Raw genomic sequence first — 18,392 nt, forward strand, 5'->3', positions numbered from 1 at the left:
GTGCGGGCGCGTGCGCTGGTCGGTTTTCAGCCCGGGAGCAACTCCGGCGCCGCCGCCAGATACTCCGTGGCGCGGCGCTTGGCGCGGATGTCGTCGTACACGCGCTGCGCCTGGGCCGGTGTCATCTTCAGCGCGACCGCGAGTTCTTCGGCCGAGCGGCCGTGTTCCAGCGCCCACAGCGCGATGTCCATCTGCGCATAGGGCAGCGCGAAGTAGAACTCGTCCTGGCCTTGCGGCAGGGTGTAGGTGTCGGTCGTGGGCACGGCGTTGCAGATCGCGTCGGGCAGGCCGAGGTGGCGCGCCATGGCGTAGACCTGGGTCTTGTAGAGGTGCGCGATGGGTTTGAGGTCGGCCGAGCCGTCGCCGTTCTTCACGAAGAAGCCCTGGTCGTATTCCAGCCGGTTGGGCGTGCCCACCACGGCGTAGTTCAGCCGGTCGGCGTGGTAGTAGTCCATGGTCTTGCGCACGCGCTGCTTGAAGTTCGTGGCGGCCACGATCTGCAAATACTCGCGCAGCGGCAGGCGCACGCTTTGCTGTTCACCGCCGGGCGATTGCACGACGAGCTTGAAGAAGTTGATGCCGCCTTCCACACCGCCGGCGATCACGATCTTGTTCTTCCAGCCTTCGCCGTACGCGGGCACCACGCGGCGGATGGCTTCGTCGCGCTGCTGGTAGCAGCCCAGGGCTTCGAGCGCGGGCGCGATGTCGTGCACCTGGTATTCGATGCCCAGGTGCTCGGCCAGCTGGCGGCCGCGCTCGGTGCTGAAGCCGCTGGAGTCGCGCTCGGGCAGCAGCAGGCCGAACACCTTTTTCGCCCCCAGCGCGCGCACCGACAGCGCGGCGCACACCGAGCTGTCGATGCCGCCGCTGATCGCCACCACCAGGCCGCGCCGGCGCAGCTTCTGCGTGAGCACCTGCGGAATCCACTGCGAGATGCGCTGGAGTTCGGCCTCGCAGTCCAGCGCCAGGGACTCGGGGCCCAGGGGCACGGCGCTCATCAGGCCGCCCCTTGCTGTTTGCGCTGCACGAAGGCCTCGATGGCGTTCAGCGAATCGAGGTTCTCCGGCACCATCTCGTCGTCGCCGATCTTGAAGCCGTAGGTCTCTTCCAGGTGCGCCACCAGCTCCAGGAAACCGGTGGAGTCCAGCACCTGGTGTTCCAGGAAGGAGTCGTCGTCGCCGGGCGAGACGGCGCCTGCGCCGAGCAGGAAGTTCTCTTCGATGTAGCGCCGCACGTCGGCTTTGATGGTGCTCATGGATGGGGTTCCGTTGGGGGTTGCAAGTTGAAAGAAGAAAACATCAGGCCAGGTCGCGCCGCCGCAGCTTGCCCGATTCGGTGAGCGGCAGCTCGTCGACGAAGGCCACGGTCTTGGGCGCCATCCAGCTCTCCAGCCGGGCCAGGCAGTGGCGGATGATCTCGCGTTCGCTCAGCGTCGCGCCCTCGCGCAGGCGCACGAAGGCTTTCACGGCCAGGCCCAGGCGCTCGTCGGGCGTGCTGGTGACCGCGGCTTCGCGCACGCCGGGCAGCTCGCAGATGGCGTGTTCCACCTCCAGCGGGTAGACCTTCTCGCCGCGCGACTTGAACATGTCGTCGGTGCGGCCCACGCAGTAGAGCCAGCCGTCGGCATCGCTGCGGAAGACGTCGCCGGTGCGCAGGGTGTTCTCGCCTGGGAGCGGGCCGGGCGAGAGGCGGCTGGGCTGGCCGGCGGGCGCGTTCCAGTAGCCCGCGCTCACGTGCGCGCCGCAGACCACCAGTTCGCCGGTGCTGCCATGGGGCAGGCGCTGGCCGCTCTCGTCTTCCAGCCAGTGTTCCTGGTGCGGGATGCCGCGCCCCACGCTCTCGGGCCGGGTGTCCACTTCCTCGTGCGGCAGGTAGCTCGCGCGCATGCATTCGGTGAGGCCGTACATCAGCAGCAGCCTCGCGTGCGGCAGGCGCTCGCGCAGCTGCGCGGTGTGCGCGGCGGGCAGGGCGGCGGCGGCGTTGGTGATGAGGCGCAGCGCGCTCAGGTTGTGCGCGCTCAGGTCCAGCGCGAGCAGGCTGGCCCATAGCGTGGGCACGCCGGGGAACACGGTGACGCGCTGCGCGGCGAGCCGCTGCAGCAAGCGCATGGGGAAGGCGGCGGTGTTCTCCAGCACCAGCGTGGCGCCGATGCCCAGGCCCATGAGCACGTGGTACAGGCCGTAGCTGAAGGTGGGCGGCAGGGCCAGGCCGATCACGTCGTCGTGCGCCAGGTGCAGGTAGGCCTGCACCGCGCGCCAGGCCGCGAGCATGTTGGCGTGGCTGAGCATCACGCCCTTGGGCACGCCGGTGGTGCCAGAGGTGTAGATGAGCGCGGCGAGGTCGCCTGGATTGCCGGGCCCGGCATGGGTGGTGGCCGTGGTGGTGGGCTGCGGCCAGGGCTGGGCGTTCGTGTCGCCCTGGGCCCACACCAGGGGTGCCTGGGGCGTGTCGGCCAAGGCCGCTGCCCACGCCGTGGCCAGCGAGGCCTGGGTGAGCAGGGCGCGCGCGCCGGTGTCGGCCAGCACGTGGGCGAGCTTGGCGGCCTTGGTCTGCGGCCCCAGCGGCACCACCACGGCGCCCAGGCGCCAGACCGCGTGCAGGCCGGCCACGTAGTCCACGCCGCTGTCGAGCAGCAGCACCACGCGGTCGCCCGCGCCGATGCCGGCGGCGTGCAGCGCGTTGGCGACGCCGTTCACGCGCTCGTTGAGTTCGCGGTAACTGACGTCGCGGTCGGCGACGATCACGGCGGTCTTGTCGGGCACTTCGAGGCAGCGCGCATCGAAGGCGCTGTGCACGAAGGGGCCGGGCAGGAAGGCGAGTGCGCTCATGCCAGCTCCAGCGCGGGGGTGGCGGGCCGCACGAACTGCCCGTGCAGCAGCATGGTGGAGAGCACGCCCACGAAGGCCATGTTGTCGGCGAAGCCGATGGCGCGGCCGGCCGCGCACTTGGCGCTCAGGCGCGCGACGGCGGGCGCGTCGAACAGGCCGGCGTCGCGCACGCTGGCCTCGCTCAGCAGCTCGGCCACCCAGGGCAGGGGTTTACCGGCCTCGAAGAAGCTGGCGCTGTCGGGTGAGCGGTAGGGCTGCTTGGTGCGGCGGCCGATCTGCGGCGGCAGCTCGTGCGCGAAGGCCTCGCGCAGCAGCAGCTTCTCGCTCAGGCCGCGCATCTTCAGGCGCGGCGGCAGGCGGCTGGCGAAGGCGATCACGCGCGGGTCGAGGAAGGGGTAGCGCCCTTCGATCGACGCGGCCATGGCCATGCGGTCGCCCTGCGCGGCGAGCAGGTAGCCGCTCATGAGGGTGTGCGCTTCCACGTACTGGTCGCGCGCCATGGGCAGCCACTGGCCGAAGCCGTCCGGCAGGCGCGCGCGCAGCTGGGCGGCCGGGTCGTGCCGCGCCAGGGCCTGCTGCTGTTCGGGCGTGAAGAAGGCCCAGGCGCGCCGCGTGGTGGACAGGCGGGTCTGGTGCGCGAAGACCGCGTCGTCGCCGGGCACGGTGCTGTCGGTGAAGAAGCGTTGCGACATCGCGTTGGAGCCGCCGGGCGAGCGCGCGAGCCAGGGGTAGAGCCGCTCGACCACGCGGGCGCGGCGCGGCGAGTCGGGCAGTTGCGCGACGAAGCGGCGGATCTTCGCTTCCTTGAACAGGTCGTAGCCGCCGAAGACCTCGTCGGCCCCTTCGCCGGTGAGCACCACCTTGTAGCCGGCGGCGCGCACGCTGTCGGCCAGGCGCAGCATGGGCGTGGGGGCGGTGCGCACCAGCGGGGTCTCGGCGTGCCACACGGTGCGCGCGAATTCGGCGGCGATGTGGTGCCGGCCGCAGCCGATGGACGAGTGCTGCGTGTTCAGGTGCCGCACCATGGCCTGCTGGTGCTCGCTTTCGTCGAACTCGGCGTCGTCGAAGGTGAGCGAGAAGCTGCGCAGCGGTGTGTCGGTGTGGCGGCGGATGATGGTGGTGAGGATGGACGAGTCCAGCCCGCCGCTGAGGTAGGCGCCCACCGGCACATCGGCGCGCAGCTGCAGGCGCACCGCGTCCACCAGCAGGGCGTGCAGTTCGTCGGCCAGCGCGTCTTCGTCCACCGGCGCGAAGGGGTCGGTGACGGGGAAGTCCCAGTCCCACCAGCGCGTGAGCGTTTCGCCCTGCGCGTCCACCACCAGGCAGTGGCCGGGCGGCAGGCAGTGGATGCCTTCGAAGGCCGAGCGCGGCGCGAGCGGCGCCCACCAGCCGAAGCTGGCGGCCAGGCCGGCGGGGTCCAGCCCGCGCGGCACCTCAGGCAGCGCGAACAGGGCCTTGGCTTCGGAGGCGAAGGCCAGCCGCGGGCCCACGCGCGTCCAGAACAGCGGGCGGATGCCCACGCCGTCGCGCGCCAGCAGCAGGCGCTGGCGCGGGCCGTCCCACAGGCCGAGGGCGAACTGCCCGTTCAGGCGCGAGAGAAAGGCATCGCCCCAGGCCTGATAGGCGTGCAGCAGCACCTCGGTGTCGGAGTCGGTGGCGAAGCGGTGGCCGGCCTGGCGCAGCTCTTCGCGCAGCTCGATGTAGTTGAAGATCTCACCGTTGAAGACCAGCTGCACGCGGCCGTCCGCGCTGCCCATGGGCTGGGCGCCGCCTTCAGGGTCGATGATGGCCAGCCGCGCATGGGCCAGGCCGATCGGGCCATCGACCCAGGTGCCCCGTCCGTCCGGGCCGCGGTGGCCCAGCGTGCCGATCATGGCGTCCAGCTCGGCCCGCGCGGGCGGGCGCCGGGGGCTGAAGAGGCCTGCGATGCCGCACATGTTCAGGCCCTCGCAGCGCGGTGTGGCGGGTCAGAGCGCATCGCTGTCGTCGCTCGCGTCGGTCAGGCCCCAGCGGGCCTTGGCCAGGCGCCTGGCCAGGGCCGGGTCGCGCGACTGCACGCCGCACAGGCGGCCTTCGTCGTCGCGCGAGGGCAGGAAGCCGGCGCGCGCGGCCACGCGTTGCGTGGCGCTGTCCTGCAGGTTCAGCCGCACGCAGCTGCAGCGCCGGGCGGCGGCTTCGCGCACCGCGTCGTGCAGCAGGCCCATCAGGGTGGCGTCGTTGTCGTGGTGCCAGTCGATCACGTGCAGCTCGGGCCGGCCCTTGTCGTCGGTTTCCATCGCCCAGGCGATCAGGCCCACCACCTTGCCTTCGCGGCGCGCCACGCGCACCACGAGCGAACGCCGGGGGTTGCCCAGCAGCCGCTGCTGCAGGTAGCTGCTGTCGCGGCGCAGGTGCACGCTGGCCGGATCGAGGGTGTCGGGCACGGCCAGTGCCGGGTCGAGCTGGGTGGTGTTTTCCAGCGTGAGGCCGCGCGGCCGGTGGCGGCGCAGCGCGAGCCGGCGCAGGGCCAGGCCGCCGTTGCGCAACGCGCATGGCCAGGGGCAGGCCGGCCACCGCCGGCCAGCGGCGGCGCACGAAGGGCGCGAGGTCCAGCGGGTGGGTGAAGGTCAGGCGCGAGGGCAGCGGCTCGAACATGCGGCGCACGATGCCGGCCGAGTTCTGGTTGGCGCCCACCGCGAGGGTGAAGTCGTACCGCGCGAGCATGGCCTGGTTGAGCCAGATGCCCAGGCCCGACTCCTGCGTCTCGGGGCGCACCAGCAGGTCCATCACCTGGGCGCCCGCGTGCAGCTGGCCGTCGTGCTCGACGCGCAGTTCCTCCACGCCGATGATGGCCAGCAGCCGGCCCTTGGCGCGCAGGCACCACAGGTCGCCAAAGCCGCCGCTGGCGCGCCCGAGCCGGTAGCGCCAGCGCAGGTAGGTGTCGTCGTCCCAGCCGCCGTTGAGGTGCTCGCGGCGCAGTGCGATGACCTCGGGCAGGTCGGCGAGCAGGGCCGGGTTCAGGCCGAGCTGCAGCGCCGTGGCGTCCAGCCCCAGGCTGCGCGCCACCAGCCGGCCGAGCTTCTCGTGCTCGGGCAGGCGGGGCGCGGGCGCCACGGAGCGCCGCACATCAGGCGTTTTCACTCAGCACCCCGTGCACCTTGAGGAAGGCCAGCACATCGCCGATGCGGGTCATCTCGCGCGACACCTCGGCCGTGAGCTCGATGCCGAAGCGCTCGTCGAGTTCGGCCATGAGCATGAGCGCGCCCATGGAATCCCAGTCGTCGATGGCGTCGCGTTGCAGGTCGGCGTGCATGTCTTCCACGGGCAGGTTGAAACACTCGGCGAGCATGGCGAGGGCATCGCTCACGGACACCTGGGTCTTGGATTTCTCACTCATCGGTGGCACCTCGATTCAATGACAGGCCTTCACCGTCGTCGTGCAGCAGCACGGCGCGGTCGTCGATCTGGATCATGGCCGATCCCCATGACAGTCCGACGCCATAGCCCAGCAGCATCCAGTGCAGCCGCTGCCCCGGCGCGGGCGGGGTGAGCCGGCGCGTCATGGCCACGGCCACCGAGGGGCCGCCGCAGTTGCCGCTGTCCTCGATGGACATCGGCACCCGGTCGTCCGGCAGTCCGCTCTTCTTCATCAGGTGTTTCATGATGAAGCGGTTGGACTGGTGGAACACGAAGGCGTCGACGTCGGCCACGGTCTTGCCCGCGAAGGCCAGCGTCTCGGCGATCAGCGGGGGCACGCGCTTGATGGTGAAGTTGAAGATGGCCGCGCCGTCCATTTCCAGGAAGTGGTGGCGCGGGTTGGTCGGCTCGCGGTCGCGGAAGGCGCCGCCGCGCAGGATCAGCCCGTTGGCGCCGCTGCCATCGGTGTGCAGCACGAACTGACCGCCGGCCCCGGGCGTGTCGTCGAGCTCCAGCGCGGTGGCCGAGCCGGCGTCGCTGAACAGCAGCACGGTGGCCTGGTCTTCGGGGCTCACGAAGCGGCTGGGCGTTTCGCCGTGCAGCATCAGCACGCGCTGGTGGCCCCCGGCGCGCAGCATCGCGGCCGCGATGTACAGGCCATAGGGATAGCCGGAGCAGCCCAGGCCGACGTCGAACGCGGCGCAGGTGTCGGGCAGGCCCAGGCGCTGCTGCAGCAGGCAGCTGGTGGAGGGCAGGAAGTGGTCGGGCGTCTGGGTGACGAAGATCAGCGCGCTCACGCTCTCGGGCGCCCAGCCCAGGCGCTCCATCAGCCGCGTGGCGGCGCGGTGGCACAGGTCGGCCGAGGTGATGGACGGGTCCACCACGCGGCGTTCGCGCACGCCGGCCATCGCCACGACCTTGCGCACGTCCTCCGGCGGGAAGCCCAGGGCCGGGTCGAGGTTGTCCACGACCATCGGAGGCAGGCACGTGCTGATGCCTGCGATGCGGAAACCGCCGATGTTCGATTGACTCACTCGACTTCCCTCTTTGATTCGGTCGCGTCCCCTGGGCGCTGAGGCGGGGCGCTGGTTTTGTACCCCGGCCAGTATACGGAAGGGCCCCGGGCCGAGGCGCCGCCCGGGCCCGGGGCCGGTCAAATGTCACAAAAGGCGGGCCAGCGCGTCCTCCCGCCAGTGGTGCAGGGCGGTGTAGAAGCCTTCCCAGACGCAGCCGTTGCAACCCCGCCCGCAGCAGGTGGCGGGCTCGGGTGGTGGCGGGCGCAGGGCGCTGTCCAGGTCCATGCCCCGGCGCTGCGCCAGGCCGCGCAGGTGGGCGACGAGCGCCTGCGCGGTGGGCAGGTCGGCCAGCGGCACGCCGGCCGGGTCGTGCCGCGTGAAGCGCGCTTGCTCGCGCCCCTCGAACGTGCCCACCTCCGCGAACATGGCCGCCGGCCGCACCCACAGGCCCCAGCCGCCGTAGAGCGCGCGGTACAGGGTCATGCCCTGCAGGGTTTCGCTGCAGCGCACGGTGTCCAGCACCTCGTACCAGCCGCCCTTGTAGTGGCGGTAGAGGCCAGGTGGCGTGGGGTTCAGCGGGGGCAGGTCGTCGTCGGTCATGGCGGGGAGTTTAGGCGCCGGCCTTGATCGGGATCGACGGCACCGGCACGTAGAACTCGCCGCCCGCGGCCTTGAACTCGGCCGACTTGCCGGCCATGCCCTGTTCGGCGTAGTCGCGCACGTCCTGCGTGATCTTCATGGAACAGAACTTCGGCCCGCACATGCTGCAGAAGTGGGCTTCCTTGCTGCTGTCCTTGGGCAGGGTCTCGTCGTGGAAGTCGCGCGCGGTGTCCGGGTCCAGGCCGAGGTTGAACTGGTCGTGCCAGCGGAACTCGAAGCGCGCCTTGCTCATGGCGTCGTCGCGCGCGCGGGCGCCGGGGTGGCCTTTGGCGATGTCGGCCGCGTGCGCGGCGATCTTGTAGGCGATCAGGCCCTGCTTCACGTCGTCGCGGTCGGGCAGGCCCAGGTGCTCCTTGGGCGTGACGTAGCAGAGCATGGCCGTGCCCATCCAGCCGATCATGGCCGCGCCGATGGCCGAGGCGATGTGGTCGTAGCCGGGCGCGATGTCGATGGTGAGCGGGCCCAGGGTGTAGAACGGCGCCTCGTGGCAGTGCTTGAGCTGCTCGTCCATGTTGGCCTGGATCAGGTGCATCGGCACGTGGCCCGGCCCTTCGATCATGGTCTGCACGTCGTGCTTCCACGCGGTCTGCGTGAGCTCGCCCAGGGTTTTCAATTCGGCGAACTGGGCTTCGTCGTTGGCGTCGGCGGCGCTGCCGGGGCGCAGGCCGTCGCCGAGCGAGAAGCTCACGTCGTAGGCCTTCATGATCTCGCAGATCTCGTCGAAGTGCGTGTAGAGAAAGCTCTCCTGGTGGTGCGTGATGCACCACTTGGCCATGATGGAGCCGCCGCGCGAGACGATGCCGGTGCGCCGGTTCGCGGTGAGGTGGATGAAGGGCAGGCGCACGCCGGCGTGGATGGTGAAGTAGTCCACGCCCTGTTCGGCCTGCTCGATCAGCGTGTCGCGGTAGATCTCCCAGCTCAGGTCCTCGGCCACGCCGCCCACCTTCTCCAGCGCCTGGTAGATCGGCACGGTGCCGATGGGCACGGGCGAGTTGCGCACGATCCAGTCGCGCGTGGTGTGGATGTTGCGGCCGGTGGAGAGGTCCATCACGTTGTCCGCACCCCAGCGGATCGCCCACACCAGCTTGTCCACTTCTTCCTCGATGCTGGAGGTGACGGCCGAGTTGCCGATGTTGGCGTTGACCTTGACCAGGAAGTTGCGGCCGATCGCCATCGGCTCCACCTCGGGGTGGTTGATGTTGGCCGGGATGATGGCGCGGCCGCGCGCCACCTCGTCGCGCACGAACTCGGGCGTGATGATCTCGGGGATGCGCGCGCCCATGGGGTTGCCGCGCAGGCGCGCCTCGCGCGCCGCGTCGCCCAGGTACTCGGCCATCCATTCGCGCTTGCCGTTCTCGCGCACGGCCACGTACTCCATCTCGGGCGTGACGATGCCGCGGCGCGCGTAGTGCATCTGCGTCACGTTCGAGCCGGTGCGCGCGCGGCGCGGCGTGCGCTGCAGGCCGATCGCGGAGGCGCGCAAGGCCTCGATGCGCTCGGCATCGCGCGCTTCGTGTTTCACACCATCGTCCAGCGCCTGGCGCGCGCGGCCCTCGTAGGTTTCGGTGTCGCCGCGCGCGGCAATCCACGCGCCGCGCACCTCGGGCAGGCCGCGCGTCACGTCGATCGCGGCCGTCGGTTCCGAGTAAGGGCCCGAGGTGTCGTACACCACGACGCGCTCGCCGTTGGTGAGCGCGATCTCGCGCATGGGCACGCTCACGCCGGGCAGCTGGCCGGGCACGTGGATCTTGCGGGAGGCGGGAAAGGGTTCGCGGCTGAGCGCGAGCGAGGCGGTGGGGATCTTGTCGGGGGCATTCATGGTGGCGGTCTCCGGTTCCGGTGGATGGGCATGGATGAATGCTCCGGAGGACCGCCCCAGTGACCGCGTGCGCGGGCGCCGCCCTTCCGCCGGGGGAAGGGCCACGCCCGCATGCCGCCGTGGGGCATGCGCTCTTCTTTCGCCGGTACTAACCGGATCAAGTTCACGGGTTCGGCCGTCAAGCCGTCTCAGCGCCGGACCCTTTCGAGTCCGTGCACCCCGGAGCAGGGCAGAGTGTACGCGGACACGCTTTGTCACAAGAACACGACAGAACAGCGATAGATTGCCGCGCAAGATGGATTCCACAGAAAGGCAGGATGCAAACATGGACAAATCAATGATGAAGGGCCTGGTCGTCGGCGGGCTCGCCACGGTCGTCATCGGCGCCAGCGGCGTCACCGGCTACCAGACGCTCATGAAACCCAAAGTCGCCGAGGTGGTCGAGGTGAAGGAAGTCATGGCCACGGTGGTCACGCCGCGCGAGCATTGCGAGGACGTGACGGTGCAGCGGCAGGCGCCCGTGAAGGACCAGCACCGCATCGCCGGCTCGGTGATCGGCGGCGTGGCCGGCGGCCTGCTGGGCAGCACGATTGGTGGCGGCAGCGGCAAGACGCTGGCGACCGTGGCCGGTGCCGCGGCTGGCGGCTACGCCGGCAACCAGGTGCAGAAGAACATGCAGCAGAAAGACACGGTCGCTTCGGTGGAGCGGCGCTGCAAGACGGTCAACGAAAAGACGCAGAAGCTCAGCGGCTACCAGGTGACCTACCGCCTGGATGGCAAGGACGGCACGGTGCGCACCTCGTTCAAGCCCGGCGCGACGCTGCCGGTGAAGGACGGCCAGGTGGTGACCACACCACCGCCCGACGCGAAGTCGTGAAGCCGGCGCGGCGCAGTTGCAAGAAAGTGCAACGGCGCCGAGCGGGCCCTCAGATCAGGATGTCGAACAGGTTGGAGAAGGTGTCCGTCCACGGCCGGAAGCCCGGGCGCGGTGTCAGCACCTGAGCATCCCGCAAGGCGGGCGGCAGGTTCGCCGCCTGCGCCGGGTTGACGAACACCACCCACGAGGAGCGCCGGCAGAACGGGTCGCCATGGCCCGACGGCAATTCCAGCAGCAGCGCCACCTTGCCCATGTGCAACGCGGCCGAGGCCATCACCGGGCGCAGGTCCAGGTAGGTGTTGGTGATGTGCACCGCGAGCAGCCCGTCCGGCCGCAGGTGGCGCTGGTAGGCGTCAAAGGCTTCGAGCGTGAGCAGGTGGGTGGGAATCGAGTCGCCTGAAAACGCGTCCATGGCCAGCAGGTCGAAGGCCTGCGGGGCCTCGCGCTCCAGCATCAGGCGGCCATCGCCCAGCACCGGCACGGTGCGCGCGGCGCTGTCCGAGAGAAACGTGAAATGCCGCCGCGCCAGGTCCAGCACCTGGTCGTTGATCTCGTACAGGCGCATCTCGTCGCCCGCCCGGCCGTACACCGCGAGCGTGCCCGCGCCCAGGCCCACCACGCCGAGTTTGCGCGGTCGGTCGGAGGGCAGGCTCAACAGCGCGCGGCCGATGCCGGTGCGCTCGCAGTAATAGGCGGTGGCGCGCTTCGGGTGGTTGAGGTACTGCTCGCCGTGCGTGATGCTGCCGTGCACCATCTTGCGGACCGGGCCCAGGCCGTCCTTGTCCACGCTCTGCTCGATGCGCGTCTGGCTGTAGAAGTTGCGCACCACCTCGGTGTAGCCCTGCACGTAGTCCAGCGAGATGCTGGCCAGGCGCGCGCCATAGAGCAGCAGCGCCAGCAGCAGGGCGGCGCGCCAGCGTGCGCGCAGCCCGGGCCAGAGCACCCGCACCGTCAGCAGCGCGCACAGGAACAGGCCCAGCGGCAGTTCGAAGTAGGCGTTGAAGACCGCTGGTGCCACCAGGCCCACGAACAGGCCGCCCAGTGCGCCGCCCACCGAGAGCATCAGGTAGAACAGCGTGAGGTGGCGCAGCGGCGGGCGCCGGCGCACCAGCTCGCCGTGGCAGACCATGCAGAACACGAACACCGCCGCGCACAGCAGGGCCACCAGCACCGGCACGTCCAGGCCTTCGTTCATCGCGAAGTCCAGCGCGACGAAGGCCAGCGGCAGGGCGCCCAGGAAAAGCGGGCGCACGTAGTAGCGCGGCGCGTCGAAACACAGGATGAAGCTCAGCAGGTACAGCGCCAGCGGCAGCACCCAGAGGAAGGGCACGGGCGCCACGTCCTGCGTGAGGTGGCGCGTGATGGCCAGCAAGAGCATGGAGGCGGTGGCCGCCAGGCCCACCCACAGCAGGCACTCGCGCCAGCTGGGGCGGGGCGCGTCTTCGAGCTGGGCGGTGTGGGCCGTGGCGCCGTTCTGGCGCCGCACCGTGTAGCCCGCCGTGCGCAACGCAGACCAGCACGAACAGCGCGTAGCCGGCCGACCACACCCAGGCCTGTGGCTTCACCGCCAGCACCGGCTCGACCAGCACCGGGTAGGACAGCAGCGCCAGCATGGACGCCAGGTTGGACAGCGCGTACAGGCGGTAGGGCTGCACGCCCCGGGCCACGAAGGCGCGTGCGTACCAGGCCTGCATCAGCGGGCCGGTGGTGGACAGCAGCAGGTAGGGCACGCCCACGGTGGTCGGCGAATACGGCGAGCACGCTCCAGGTCGGGTGCGCCTGGGCGTCGAGCTTCCAGGACGGATCGGCCACCACCGGCAGGGTGGCCAGGCTGAGCAACAGCAGCGCGCCGTGCACCCAGGGCTGGCGCCGCGCGCTGAGCTTCTCGTGCACCAGGTGCACATAGGCGTACCCCAGCAGCAGCTCCACCTGGAAGAACACCATGCACAGCGTCCAGACCGAGGACGATCCACCGAACCACGGCAGGATCATCTTGGCCACGATGGGCTGGATCTGGAACAGCAGGAAAGCGGACAGGAAAACCGTGGCTGCGAACAGAGGCATGGTGAGGGGTCCTGAGCGACGCGATGCCGGAGTATGGCCGCTGTGCCTCCGAACGGACCGCTCAGGACGCCGCTGGATGCCGCCGCCGGCCTTCGGCGATGAAGGCCTCGACCTCGTCGTCGAACTGCCGCAGCTGACGCACCACGACCTTGCGCAGCAGGTCCAGTTCGCTCACGGTGAGGGGGTCGTCGGAGCGGGCGGGCACCGCCATGAACAGCGAGCAGCGCAGCGCGGGGCGCCGGATGCGGTGCAGGCGCACGGTCTTGTCGCCGATGCAGGAGTGCACGCCGCTGAGCGGGATGACCGAGCAGCCATGGCCGTTGCGCACCAGGTCCAGGATGGCCGTGAGGTTGGCGATCTCGTGCACGACCTGGGCGGTCTTGCCCAGCCGGGCCAGCGCGGCCGAGAGCGTGACGTGGATGGCATTGCCCTCGCCCGCGGTGATCAGGGGCAGGCGAGCGATGTCGGCCAGCGGGACCGAGCTGCCGGGCTCGGTGCCGCCGGCCATGGCCTGGGCCGTCACGAGGTACAGGTCTTCCTCGGCGATCGGTGTGAGCAGCACCTTGTCGGTGGGGGGCGGTGTTGTAGACCACCGCGCAATCCAGCTTGCCCGCCGCGACCAGGTCCATCAGGTTGGCCGAGAGGCCGTCCACCGAGCGCATCGCGACTTCGGGGATGTCGTTCTGAAAGGCTTCCACCAGCGGGACCACGATGGTGCGCGCCAGGCTGGGCGGCAGGCCCACGGCCAGGCTCAGGCGGGCCGCCTTGCCGTCGCCCCGCACCACGCGCGGAATCTGCGCCATCTGCTGCAGCACCAGGTGGGCCTGCTCCAGCAGCCGCCGCCCCGCGGGCGTGAGGTCCAGGCCCCGGCCGGTGCGGCGAAACAGCGCCACCTGGAGTTCGGCTTCCAGCATCGCGAGCTGCCGGCTGAGCGCGGCCTGGGTCAGGCCCAGACCGTGGGCCGCCGCCGTGAGGCTGCCCACCTCGGCCACCTTGCAGAAATTCTGGAGTTGTTTGACGTCCATGCGAGCCATGAAAAAAAGTGATGTCCGGTTTCGGTGAATCTACCATTCAAACGCGCGAGACATAGAACTAGATTAACTCTGTTAGCAGAAATACTTGTATCTGATTTCAGGAGTTGACCGCCATGAACGAGCTCGCGAAGCCCATCACCCTCCACGCCAGACCCCGGGGTGCCGACCGCCACCAGTACCTCACCCAGACCAACGCCGGCACACCCGCCGGCGAGTTGCTGCGCCGCTACTGGCAGCCGGTGGCGCTGGTGGCGTCCCTGCCGGCCGGCGCGCCGCCGCAACCGATCCGCATCCTGGGCGAAGACCTCGTGCTCTTTCGCGACGACCAGGACCGCGTGGGCCTGATCGACCGCAAGTGCGCGCACCGCTGCACCGACCTCGCGCTGGGTCGCATCGAGGACGGGGGCATCCGCTGCCCGTATCACGGCTGGTTGTTCGATGTGGCGGGCCGTTGCCTGGATCAGCCCGCGGAGGCCTCGGCCACGGCCAGGCACCGCATCCAGATGAAGTCCTATCCGCTGCACCAGGCCGCGGGCGCGTTCTGGGCCTACATGGGGCCCGGAGAGCCGCCGCTGTTCCCGAACTACCCGGCGCTGCAGGGCGGCGCGGCGCATTGCTACACCACGCGCTGGCTCGGGGAGTGCAACTGGCTGCAGGCCAGCGAAGGCAACATCGACCCGGTCCACACCTCGTACCTGCACCAGCTGGAGCTGGCGGACGAGCAGATGAAGGCGCGCTGGGGCGTGTTCGCCAACCAGGCGCGCCCCGAGCTGTCGATCGAGGACACGCGCTTTGGTGTTCGCCTGTACACGCGCCGGCAGATCGAAGGCACGGACCGCTGCTCCCTGCGCATCACCAACTTCGTGATGCCCAACGCCTGCGCGGTGGGCGGCTTCGAGGGTTACCTCGGTGAAGGGGGCCTCACCATGCTGTGGGACGTGCCGATCGACGACGAGCGCCATTGGCGCTGGGAGTTCATCTTCCACCGCAGTGGGTCGCTGGACACGGCGGCGCTGGAAAAGCAGTACCAGGCGGAGAAGGAGGAGGGCGACCGCATGTGGCGGCGCAAGGACGGCCTGTACGCGCAGAACCGGGAGGCGATGAAGCGCGAGGAGTACCTGGGCCTGGGCCAGTGCTTCTCGGTGCACGACATTGCGATCACCCAGTCGCAGGGCGTTGTCCACCAGCAAAGGGACGAGCACCTGTCGTCGTCCGACATCGCCATCGTGCGCGCGCGCCGCATGCTCGACGAAGCCGTGGACACCGTGCAGGCCGGAGGCGACCCCCGCGGCGTGGTGCGGCAGGCGCAGGAGAACGACTTCCGGGACATGGTGGTGGTCACCGGCGAGCTGCCGAACGCGATGCCCAAGGAGGCGTATTGCGCCCGCTACGCGGCCGATGCCACGCTGTTCGCGCCCCAGACCGCCGGTTCGCACGCCGGTGCGGCGGCATGAGCGCGCTCATCGTGGCCGAGCGGCAGGCACCGGCTCGCCAGGGGCTGGAGACCATCCGCGTGCGCGTGCGCTCGGCCCGGCGCGTGGCGCTGGACGTGCGCGAGCTCACGCTCGAGGCGCTCGACGGCGGTGAACTGCCGGCTTACACGCCCGGTGCGCACATCGACCTGCACCTGCGGCCCGGCCTGGTGCGCCAGTACTCGCTGTGTGGCGATGGCGGCGACCGCGCGAGCTACACGGTGGCGGTCAAGCTCGAGGCCGCCTCGCGGGGCGGTTCGCGCTTCCTGCACGAGGCCGTGGCCATCGGCACCGTGCTCGACATCGGGACGCCCCGCAACCACTTCCCGCTGCTGACGGACGCGGCGCACAGCGTGCTGGTCGCCGGCGGCATCGGCATCACGCCGCTGTTGAGCATGGCGCGCCACCTGCAGGCCGGTGGCAAGCCGTTCGAGCTGCTGCATTTCGTGCGCGCCGCGGAGCACGCGGCCTACCGGGAGCTGCTGGCGTCCGATCCTTTTTCGGCCCACTGCCGGCTCTGGTGCGGCCTGCCACCCGAGGCGGTGCGCGAGCAGCTGGAACGCGCGCTGTCCAGGCCGCCTGCGGGCGCCCACCTCTACCTTTGCGGACCGGCCGGTTTCATGGACACGGTGCTCGCGGTGGCGGCGCGCCACTGGCCGCTCGGCCAGGTGCACCTGGAGCATTTCGCCGCGCCCACCACCGCCTCGGAGGCCACCGACAGCGCGTTCGAGGTCCGCCTCGCGCGCGGTGCCCGCACGGTGACCGTGCCGGCGCACATGACCATCGTGGACGCGCTGCGCGAGCAGGGCGTGGCCGTCGAGACCGCGTGCGAACAAGGCATCTGCGGCACCTGCGTCACCCCCGTGCTGGAGGGCGAGGTCGACCACCGCGACGGCTTCCTGACCGACACCGAAAAAGCGCAAGGCGACTGCATCGCGCTGTGCGTCTCGCGCGCGCGCGGCCCGTTTCTCACCCTGGACCTCTGAGTCCAACCCTTTCCCCACAACGAGGAGACACCCCATGAAAACCAGCCTCACCCTGGCGGCCCTGCTGGGCGCGCTGACCAGCGCCCACGCGCAAACACCCACGCCCGGCGGCGTGCAGCTCTACGGGGTGCTCGACACCGGCGTGGAGCACCTCAACAACGTGGGTGCGTCCGGCGCCAGCGTGACCCGCATGCCCTCGCTCAGCGGTGGGCAGCTGCCCTCGCGCTGGGGGCTGCGCGGCAACGAGGAACTGGGCGGCGGCCTCAAGGCGGTGTTCACGCTTGAGTCCGGCTTCGGCGTGGACAACGGCACGGCCCTGCAGGGCGGGCGGGCTTTCGGCCGCCAGGCCTTCGTGGGCCTCTCCGCGCCCTGGGGCACGCTGACCCTGGGGCGCCACTGGACCATGAGCTTCTATTCGATGCTCGATGCCGACGTGGTGGGCCCGGCGGTGTTCGGCTCGGCCGCGCTGGACCCTTACCTGCCCAACGCCCGCACCGACAACGCGATCGCCTACCGGGGCAGCTTCGGCGCGCTCACGGTCGGTGCCACCTATTCGCTGGGGCGCGATGCCCTGGCGCCGGCCAACTGCGCGGGCGAGAACACGGTGCGCGAGTGCCGCGCCTGGTCGGCCATGGTGAAGTACGACGCACCCCGCTGGGGTGTGGCGCTGGCGCACGACCTGCAGAAGGGGGGCGCCGCGGGCAATTTCTTCGGGCAGCCTCCCGGCACGCTGCCGGCCGCCGGCAACCTGGACCGCCGCACCCTCCTCACCGGCTACGCGAAGCTGGGCAGCGCGAAGATCGGCGCCGGCTGGATCCAGCGCCGGCTGCGGGCCTCGCCGACTCCGCTGTCCACCGACCTCGTGTTCGTCGGCACCAACGTGCCCCTGTCCGGCGCCTGGAGCGTGGACGCGCAGGTGCTGCAGCTGCGCGACGAGCGACCCGACGCGAACGCCCGCATGCTCGTGCTGCGCGGGAACTATGCGCTGAGCCGGCGCACCTCGGCCTATGCGCTGTTGGGCCGGGTGTCCAACGACCGCCTGGCGGCCTATTCGATTTCCGCGGGCGAGCTGTCCAGCGCCGCGCCGCTGGCCGGGCGCGGTCAGACCGGTTTCATGCTGGGCATGCGCCACAGCTTCTGAAACCCACGGCACGTTTTCATCGAACCCCGAACGAGAAGATCCCCATGAACGAGATGCACACCAACCGACGGCGCTTCATCGCGGGCCTTGCCGCGACCACCCTTCCTGTCCACCACGCGCGGGCCTCGGACCGGCTGCCCGGCGTCGTGAAGCTGCTGGCGGGCTTTCCCGCGGGCGGCGCGATCGACGTGGTGGCCCGGCGCATCGCCGAGTTCGTCCGCGGCGTGGCCGCCGACACCGCGGTGGTGGAGAACAAGGCCGGTGCCGGCGGGCGCATCGCCATCGACACCCTGCGCCACGGCCCGGCCGATGGCAGCCAGTGGCTGGTGACGCCGGGGTCGATGATCGTCATCTACCCCCACGTGTACACCCGGCTCAGCTACGACCCGGTCAAGGACCTGGTGCCGGTGGCCCAGATCGCCACCGTGCCGCTGGCGCTCGCGGTGGGGCCGGCCGTGCCCGCGCAGGTCGGCGATGTGAAGGCCTTCGTGGCCTGGCTCAGGGCCAACCCCACGGCCCTGAACGTGGGTTCGCCGGCCGCGGGCAACATCACCCATTTCCTGACCTACCTGCTGCAGAAGTCGTCGGGCCTCCCGTTGCAGCACGTGCCCTACCGGGGCTCGGCGCCGGCCATCGCCGACCTGCTGGGTCGCCAGATCCCCGCGGTCATCAACCCCATCACCGACATGCTGCCGCACCTGAGCGGGGGCAAGCTGCGCGTGCTGGGGGTGACGGCGCGCGAGCGCAGCGGCTTCGTGCCGGAGGTGCCCACCTTCCTGGAGCAAGGCATGCCCGAGGTGCTGGGTTCCGAATGGATCGGCATGTTCGCCAGGCCCGGCACCCCGGCGCCGCACATCGACCGCATGTCCACCGTCGTGCGCGCCGCCTTGCGCACGCCGGCCGTGAAGGAGAGCTTCGCCAGGCTGGCGCTGGTGCCCGCCGAGCTGGACGGCGCCGCGCTGGCCACGAAGATCCGCAGCGAGCTCGCGGGCTGGCGCGAGGTCTCGCGCACCTTCGGGTTCCGGCTGGACGAGTGACCCCGCGGACGCCGCGATCTACACTGCGTCGAGCGGTGATCCTCCCTGCGGGCAGGGGGGCG

At 70.5% G+C, this 18,392-nt stretch carries 17 protein-coding genes, 2 pseudogenes and 1 riboswitch; of the genes and pseudogenes, 6 read left to right on the plus strand and 13 right to left on the minus strand.

Translation table 11 applies throughout. The features are described 5' to 3' along the window. Positions 1–26: 26 nt before the first annotated feature. The 5 genes from nadE to ACFJI0_RS04225 are packed head-to-tail and all read right to left on the minus strand — an operon-like array spanning position 27 to position 5,353. Positions 27–998, minus strand: a complete 972-nt coding sequence (nadE, locus tag ACFJI0_RS04205) for an NAD(+) synthase (RefSeq protein ID WP_382323544.1) — start codon at positions 996–998, stop codon at positions 27–29. After that, complete coding sequence (locus ACFJI0_RS04210) at positions 998–1,255, minus strand: acyl carrier protein (RefSeq protein ID WP_382160587.1); 258 nt, start codon at positions 1,253–1,255, stop codon at positions 998–1,000. The genes nadE and ACFJI0_RS04210 overlap by 1 nt, the downstream gene beginning before the upstream one ends. A 43-nt stretch (positions 1,256–1,298) precedes the next feature. Continuing rightward, positions 1,299–2,828: a class I adenylate-forming enzyme family protein gene (locus ACFJI0_RS04215; RefSeq protein ID WP_382323545.1), complete on the minus strand. Its 1,530-nt coding sequence runs from the start codon at positions 2,826–2,828 to the stop codon at positions 1,299–1,301. Then, entirely contained in the window at positions 2,825–4,765 is a 1,941-nt protein-coding gene (gene asnB / locus ACFJI0_RS04220) for an asparagine synthase (glutamine-hydrolyzing) (protein WP_382323546.1), read from the minus strand. The genes ACFJI0_RS04215 and asnB overlap by 4 nt, the downstream gene beginning before the upstream one ends. 30 nt (positions 4,766–4,795) lie before the next feature. Further along, the gene (locus tag ACFJI0_RS04225) at positions 4,796–5,353 is read right to left on the minus strand and encodes a hypothetical protein (protein ID WP_382323547.1); all 558 of its coding nucleotides are present in this window, start codon (positions 5,351–5,353) and stop codon (positions 4,796–4,798) included. Between ACFJI0_RS04225 and ACFJI0_RS04230 the strand changes: the two genes are divergently transcribed. Continuing rightward, a complete protein-coding gene (locus tag ACFJI0_RS04230; RefSeq protein WP_382323548.1) occupies positions 5,346–5,969 on the plus strand; it encodes a hypothetical protein in 624 nt (207 codons plus the stop codon). The two genes, ACFJI0_RS04225 and ACFJI0_RS04230, sit on opposite strands and share 8 nt — an antisense overlap. Here the strand turns inward: ACFJI0_RS04230 and ACFJI0_RS04235 are convergent. The 5 genes and pseudogenes from ACFJI0_RS04235 to thiC form a co-directional block, all read right to left on the minus strand. After that, positions 5,935–6,204, minus strand: a complete 270-nt coding sequence (locus tag ACFJI0_RS04235) for an acyl carrier protein (RefSeq protein WP_382160577.1) — start codon at positions 6,202–6,204, stop codon at positions 5,935–5,937. The two genes, ACFJI0_RS04230 and ACFJI0_RS04235, sit on opposite strands and share 35 nt — an antisense overlap. Continuing rightward, positions 6,197–7,258, minus strand: coding sequence for a 3-oxoacyl-ACP synthase III family protein (locus tag ACFJI0_RS04240; protein ID WP_382323549.1), 1,062 nt, complete (start codon positions 7,256–7,258; stop codon positions 6,197–6,199). Before ACFJI0_RS04240 ends, ACFJI0_RS04235 begins: the two co-directional genes overlap by 8 nt. A gap of 126 nt (positions 7,259–7,384) precedes the next feature. Then, positions 7,385–7,597: an oxidoreductase-like domain-containing protein gene (locus tag ACFJI0_RS04245; protein WP_382325503.1), complete on the minus strand. Its 213-nt coding sequence runs from the start codon at positions 7,595–7,597 to the stop codon at positions 7,385–7,387. A 15-nt stretch (positions 7,598–7,612) separates the two neighbouring features. Then, positions 7,613–7,840 (minus strand): annotated as a pseudogene (locus ACFJI0_RS04250) (DUF1653 domain-containing protein); the annotation flags it as partial. Positions 7,841–7,850: 10 nt separating this feature from the next. Further along, complete coding sequence (gene thiC, locus ACFJI0_RS04255; RefSeq protein WP_382323550.1) at positions 7,851–9,719, minus strand: phosphomethylpyrimidine synthase ThiC; 1,869 nt, start codon at positions 9,717–9,719, stop codon at positions 7,851–7,853. 117 nt (positions 9,720–9,836) lie between these two features. Beyond that, positions 9,837–9,951, minus strand: a riboswitch (TPP riboswitch). A 93-nt stretch (positions 9,952–10,044) separates the two neighbouring features. Between thiC and ACFJI0_RS04260 the strand changes: the two genes are divergently transcribed. Next, positions 10,045–10,596: a glycine zipper 2TM domain-containing protein gene (locus tag ACFJI0_RS04260; RefSeq protein ID WP_382323551.1), complete on the plus strand. Its 552-nt coding sequence runs from the start codon at positions 10,045–10,047 to the stop codon at positions 10,594–10,596. Between the two features lie 49 nt (positions 10,597–10,645). Here the strand turns inward: ACFJI0_RS04260 and ACFJI0_RS04265 are convergent, their stop codons facing one another. The 3 genes and pseudogenes from ACFJI0_RS04265 to ACFJI0_RS04275 form a co-directional block, all read right to left on the minus strand. After that, a complete protein-coding gene (locus tag ACFJI0_RS04265; RefSeq protein WP_382323552.1) occupies positions 10,646–12,103 on the minus strand; it encodes a spermidine synthase in 1,458 nt (485 codons plus the stop codon). A 618-nt stretch (positions 12,104–12,721) separates the two neighbouring features. Then, complete coding sequence (locus tag ACFJI0_RS04270; protein ID WP_382323553.1) at positions 12,722–13,222, minus strand: LysR substrate-binding domain-containing protein; 501 nt, start codon at positions 13,220–13,222, stop codon at positions 12,722–12,724. 64 nt (positions 13,223–13,286) lie between these two features. Next, a pseudogene (locus ACFJI0_RS04275) lies at positions 13,287–13,694 on the minus strand (LysR family transcriptional regulator); the annotation flags it as partial. Positions 13,695–13,807: 113 nt separating this feature from the next. Here ACFJI0_RS04275 and ACFJI0_RS04280 point away from each other — a divergent pair. Genes ACFJI0_RS04280 through ACFJI0_RS04295 form a run of 4 tightly spaced genes read left to right on the plus strand, consistent with a single transcriptional unit; the run spans position 13,808 to position 18,330 of the window. Continuing rightward, on the plus strand, positions 13,808–15,148 hold the full coding sequence (locus ACFJI0_RS04280) for a Rieske 2Fe-2S domain-containing protein (protein ID WP_382323554.1): 1,341 nt from the start codon (positions 13,808–13,810) through the stop codon (positions 15,146–15,148). Then, on the plus strand, positions 15,145–16,152 hold the full coding sequence (locus tag ACFJI0_RS04285) for a PDR/VanB family oxidoreductase (protein ID WP_382323555.1): 1,008 nt from the start codon (positions 15,145–15,147) through the stop codon (positions 16,150–16,152). The genes ACFJI0_RS04280 and ACFJI0_RS04285 overlap by 4 nt, the downstream gene beginning before the upstream one ends. Positions 16,153–16,186: 34 nt before the next feature. Next, positions 16,187–17,293 (plus strand): porin, encoded by a 1,107-nt coding sequence (locus ACFJI0_RS04290; RefSeq protein ID WP_382323556.1) that lies wholly within the window; start codon positions 16,187–16,189, stop codon positions 17,291–17,293. Positions 17,294–17,337: 44 nt separating this feature from the next. Continuing rightward, a complete protein-coding gene (locus tag ACFJI0_RS04295) occupies positions 17,338–18,330 on the plus strand; it encodes a tripartite tricarboxylate transporter substrate-binding protein (RefSeq protein WP_382323557.1) in 993 nt (330 codons plus the stop codon). The last annotated feature ends 62 nt before the right edge of the window (positions 18,331–18,392 follow it).

It is taken from the genome of Hydrogenophaga sp. UC242_53 (genome assembly GCF_042696965.1).
Taxonomy (GTDB): domain Bacteria; phylum Pseudomonadota; class Gammaproteobacteria; order Burkholderiales; family Burkholderiaceae_C; genus Hydrogenophaga.